This is a genomic window from uncultured Senegalimassilia sp., assembly GCF_934632265.1.
GTDB lineage: Bacteria > Actinomycetota > Coriobacteriia > Coriobacteriales > Eggerthellaceae > Senegalimassilia.
Window position 1 is genome coordinate 1 of the sequence record NZ_CAKTYH010000134.1, and the last position, 4,836, is coordinate 4,836.

Consider the following 4,836-nt stretch of genomic DNA (forward strand, 5'->3'; position numbering starts at 1 on the left):
GCATACGCGAAGGCCAGCAACGCTTAAGGGCACCAAGATTCAACACGTAAGCGACCGATTCGCGCGATCTTTCGCGCACCGCACAGGGCGCGGGAACCCAAGGTCCCGAACGTATAAGCAACCGATCCGCACGCCCTCCCACGCACTGCGCAAAACATGAAACCCCAGGTCCCGAACGTATAAGCGATAGATTTCGCTTCCGACTCCGATCCTCAAATCTCCCAAACGTAAGCAACCGCCTCCGACTCTGACTTCCGCTCTCCTCCGAACGTAACTACTCCCCTTACCCAGCAAAGGAGCAACGTGAACATCCTTGATGAAATAGCTGATCGAACGCGCCAGCGAATAGCCGAGCAAAAGCGCGACCGCCCGCTGCCCAGCATGCGCGCTGCGGCCGAGGCGGCGCTCGCCCGCGACAGCACCGCGCAAAAGTTCCCTTTCGAGGAGGCGCTCAGGCAACCCGAGCTGCAGTTCATCGCGGAAGTGAAGCGCGCGAGCCCCTCAAAAGGCCTTATCGCGCCCGACTTCCCTTACTTGCAGATCGCGCGCGATTACGAGGCGGCAGGCGCTGCAGCCATCTCATGCCTGACCGAGCCCTGCTGGTTCCAGGGGCGAAACGAGTATCTGAGCGAGATTGCGCGCGAAGTCGGCATCCCCGTGCTGCGCAAGGACTTCGTCGTGGACGAGTACATGGTCTATGAGGCGAAGGCGCTCGGCGCGCAAGCGGTGCTGCTCATCTGTGCGATCCTCGACAATGCGCAGCTTGCCGCTTATCGGGAACTTTGCGATGAGCTGGGGCTTTCCGCGCTGGTGGAAGCCCACACCGCGCGCGAGGTCGAACGCGCCGTTGCCTGCGGCGCGCGCGTTATCGGCGTCAACAACCGCGACCTGAAAACCTTCACGGTGGACATGGGCGCCGCGCAAGCGCTTCGCGACCTGGTGCCCGCCGACACGCTGTTCGTTTCCGAAAGCGGCATCAAAACCGCCGCCGATGTGCAAGCTGCCCGTGCCATGCGCGCTGATGCTGTGCTGGTTGGCGAAACGCTTATGCGCACGGCGGACAAGCGGGCAAAACTCGCCGAATTGCGCGGCGAGGCGGTTTCAAGAACCAGCCCCGGGGCAAAACGCCCTGTCAGCTCGCAAAACCGTCCTTGAGGCAAAGGTCCCGCTAGCACGCAAAACCGACTCTGGAACAGAGCTCCCTGTTGGCAAGCAAAGCCAACCTTGAGGCAAAGGTTCCGTCGGCCCGCAAAACCGACCCTGGGGCAAAACGCCCCATTAGCAAGCAAAACCAACCTAGCAACATCCGACAGCCCCTTCACGATTGGAGACCCGACCATGCAAGCACCGCTGGCGAAACTCTGCGGACTGCGCACGGCAGCAGATGTAGCCGCAGCAAACGCCGCACAACCCAACTTCGCCGGGTTCGTGATCGACGTTGCCGGCAAGCACCGCAGCATCCCGCTTGCGCGGGCCGTTGAGCTGGCTTCTTCGCTTGACCCGGCGATACGCCCGGTCGGCGTCTTCGTGGACGCACCGGTTGAAACCGTCAACCGGTTCCTTACCGAAACCCCCAACTCCGCAGTTCAGCTGCATGGCAGCGAAGATGCCGCCTATATCGCGGAACTTCGCTCAGTCGCCGGGCTGCAGGCGGGGAACGTGAGCGACCCCACGCAGGCGCGCATCATCCAAGCGTTTCGCATCAGAACGATCAGCGACACGTTGCAAGCGGCAGCAAGCGCCGCCGACCTGGTACTGCTCGACAGCGAGCAAGGCAGCGGGCGCACGTTCGACTGGCGTCTGCTCACCGGATTCCCCAGGGCATTCCTGCTGGCAGGCGGCCTTGGCCCGGACAACCTGGCGCAAGCGATGGCAAAAGCCCGCAACGCAGCCGGCGACTGCTTCAAGGGCGTCGACATGAGCTCGAGCCTGGAAACCAACGGCGCAAAAGACCCCAAGAAGATGCTCGCCGCGGTCAGGGTCGCCCAATACGAAGCAGCTGCAACTACGTAACTACCCCAACGACAAACACCAACGTGAACAGGGAACGGAGGCATGTTCATGCATCGGCGCTCCCGCGCGTGAACGCACCTCAGCCCTCCCCGTTCGTTCACCTCCCGCCCATTCGCAAACCAAACGACCCCAATCCACCATCAGCCCTGGTAAACACCCCTCTATCCCCGTCCACGCGTCAGCAACCCGGCGCATGAACACCCCTCCGTCCCCTGTTCAACCCTCACCCCTCACGAAAGGACAATCATGAGCAACTCACCTACATCGCAAGGACGCTTCGGCGTTCACGGCGGGCAGTACATCCCCGAAACCCTGATGAACGCCGTGAACGAACTCAACGAGGCTTATGAGCGCTACAAGGACGACCCGGAATTCAACGCGGAGCTGACCAGGCTTTTCAACGAATACGCCGGCCGCCCCAGCCTGCTGTACCTAGCCGAGCGCATGACCGCCGACCTTGGCGGCGCGAAGATCTACCTCAAGCGCGAGGACCTCAACCACACCGGGGCCCACAAGATCAACAACGTGCTCGGGCAGGCGCTGCTGGCGAAGAAGATGGGCAAAACGCGCCTGATCGCCGAAACCGGTGCCGGTCAGCACGGAGTGGCAACCGCCACGGCGGCGGCGCTGCTCAACATGGAATGCGTCGTTTACATGGGACGCGAGGACACCGAACGCCAGGCGCTCAACGTGTACAAGATGCGCCTGTTGGGCGCCGAGGTGCGACCGGTCGATTCCGGCACCGGCACGCTCAAAGATGCCGTCAACGAAACCTTCCGCGAATGGACCTGCCGCATCGACGACACGCATTACTGTCTGGGGTCGGTCATGGGCCCGCACCCCTTCCCCACCATGGTGCGCGATTTCCAATCGGTCATCAGCCGCGAGATCAAAGAGCAGCTGCAGGAGAAGGAAGGCCGCCTGCCCGACGCCGTGCTCGCTTGCGTCGGCGGCGGAAGCAACGCCATCGGCGCGTTCTACCACTTCATCGAGGACCCGTCGGTGCAGCTCATCGGATGCGAAGCCGCAGGTCGCGGGGCCGATGCGCCCGAAACCGCCGCAACGATCGCCACGGGGCGCCTGGGCATCTTCCATGGCATGAAAAGCTACTTCTGCCAGGACGAATACGGGCAGATCGCGCCGGTGTACTCCATTTCCGCCGGCCTTGACTATCCGGGCATCGGCCCCGAGCATGCAGCGCTGCACGACAGCGGGCGTGCGCGATACGTGCCCGTCACCGACGACGAGGCCGTCGACGCGTTCGAATACCTCAGCCGCATGGAGGGCATCATCCCGGCGATCGAAAGCGCGCACGCCGTCGCCTATGCGCGCAAACTCGCGCCGACCATGCGCCCCGATCAGATCATCGTCGTGAACATCTCGGGCCGCGGCGACAAGGACTGCGCCGCCATCGCCCGCTACCGTGGGGAGGACATCCATGAATAACGTAACGAACGAACTGAATGCCGCTGCAACCGTCGATGCCGCTAAGCATTACGCGAACGAAAACGGCTCGAGCAGCGCCAACGCGCCTGCCGCCGCAACCGGCAACGCCGCCAAGCACCCCGCATGCGAACAAGCCCTGGGTTGCGCAAACGCAACGGCAGCAGACACGCCAGCTGCCGGCATTGCGCGCGCCTTTGCGGGCGGAAAGGCCTTCATCCCCTTCCTGACCTGCGGAGACCCCGACCTTCCCACCTCCGAGGAACTCATCGTGGCCATGGCGGAGGCGGGCGCGGGCCTTATCGAGCTGGGCATCCCGTTCTCCGACCCCACCGCCGAGGGCCCTGTCATCCAGGAGGCGAACCTTCGCGCGCTGGCCAACGGCGTGACCACCGACGACGTGTTCGCGCTCATCGAACGAGTGCGCACGCGCACCGACGTGCCGCTTGCCATCATGACCTACGCAAACGTCGTATACGGATACGGAATCGAGCGTTTTTGCGAGCGGATGGCGCAAAACAGCGTCGGCGCGCTCATCCTGCCCGACGTGCCCTTCGAGGAGAAAGCGGAGTTCGCCGAGCCATGCCGCGCCGTCGGCGTCACGCTTGTAAGCATGGTGGCGCCGACATCGACGAACCGCGTGCAGATAATCGCTCGCGAAGCCGAAGGGTTCGTCTACTGCGTCAGCAGCCTGGGCGTGACCGGCATGCGCTCAAGCCTAGGAAATAGCGCCGCTGACCTGGTGAAACAGGTGCACGAGGCGAACCCCGCCGTTCCTTGCGCCATCGGTTTCGGCATCTCCACGCCCGAGCAGGCCCGCGATATGGCCGCCTTCGCCGACGGAGCCATCGTCGGCAGCGCCATCGTGCGCATCATCGCCGAGCACGGCCAAGACAGCATAGAACCCGTACGCGCCTTCGTGCAGGATATGGTGAACGCGGTAAAGGATGCCTGAACAGGGTGAACAGGGGACGGAGGTGTGTTCATGCACGGCAACCCCTAGTCCCCGCCGCCGATAACCCCCCAAAAATGAACAGGGGACGGAGGTGCGTTCACCCGATCGTGGGAAAGGCGGTCAACCTTGCCCACGACGTGAATGCCGAAGCGCTGGGACTGATGGATAGCATGGCCTTCTTCAAGTGCGATGACTGCGTCAAGGCGCACCGTAGTCGTTAACGGCTACGGCGCGCCCATATCGCAGCTGCCAGCGCGGCGACGGCAACGATGGCCAGCGGGAGAACGGGCACGCTATCGCCGGTTCCCGCAGACAAAGCGCCTGCTCCCTGCGGTTCGCCTGAGCCCTTTGACTCGTCAGGGCCCTTGGAAGCATCGGGCTTCTCAGGCTTCTCGGGCTTCTCGGGCTTTTCCGCATCATCAGGG

At 63.3% G+C, this 4,836-nt stretch carries 4 protein-coding genes and 1 pseudogene; 4 read left to right on the plus strand and 1 reads right to left on the minus strand.

The features are described 5' to 3' along the window. Positions 1-303: 303 nt before the first annotated feature. From trpC to trpA, 4 genes are all read left to right on the plus strand, one after another. Positions 304-1,155, plus strand: coding sequence for an indole-3-glycerol phosphate synthase TrpC (trpC, locus tag Q0H50_RS08420; RefSeq protein ID WP_294421380.1), 852 nt, complete (start codon positions 304-306; stop codon positions 1,153-1,155). 183 nt (positions 1,156-1,338) lie between these two features. Then, positions 1,339-2,013: a phosphoribosylanthranilate isomerase gene (locus Q0H50_RS08425; RefSeq protein ID WP_294421382.1), complete on the plus strand. Its 675-nt coding sequence runs from the start codon at positions 1,339-1,341 to the stop codon at positions 2,011-2,013. Positions 2,014-2,259: 246 nt separating this feature from the next. Next, positions 2,260-3,459: a tryptophan synthase subunit beta gene (gene trpB / locus Q0H50_RS08430; RefSeq protein ID WP_294421384.1), complete on the plus strand. Its 1,200-nt coding sequence runs from the start codon at positions 2,260-2,262 to the stop codon at positions 3,457-3,459. Further along, on the plus strand, positions 3,452-4,411 hold the full coding sequence (gene trpA / locus Q0H50_RS08435; protein ID WP_294421385.1) for a tryptophan synthase subunit alpha: 960 nt from the start codon (positions 3,452-3,454) through the stop codon (positions 4,409-4,411). The genes trpB and trpA overlap by 8 nt, the downstream gene beginning before the upstream one ends. 217 nt (positions 4,412-4,628) lie before the next feature. Here trpA and Q0H50_RS08440 read toward each other — a convergent pair. Further along, positions 4,629-4,836: pseudogene (locus tag Q0H50_RS08440) on the minus strand (hypothetical protein); the annotation flags it as partial.

Excerpts from the sequence above, each read along its gene's own strand:
- Q0H50_RS08425 (WP_294421382.1), top strand. The coding sequence starts at position 1,339 with ATGCAAGCACCGCTGGCGAAACTCTGCGGACTGCGCACGGCAGCAGAT.
- trpB (WP_294421384.1), top strand. The coding sequence starts at position 2,260 with ATGAGCAACTCACCTACATCGCAAGGACGCTTCGGCGTTCACGGCGGG.
- trpA (WP_294421385.1), top strand. The coding sequence starts at position 3,452 with ATGAATAACGTAACGAACGAACTGAATGCCGCTGCAACCGTCGATGCC.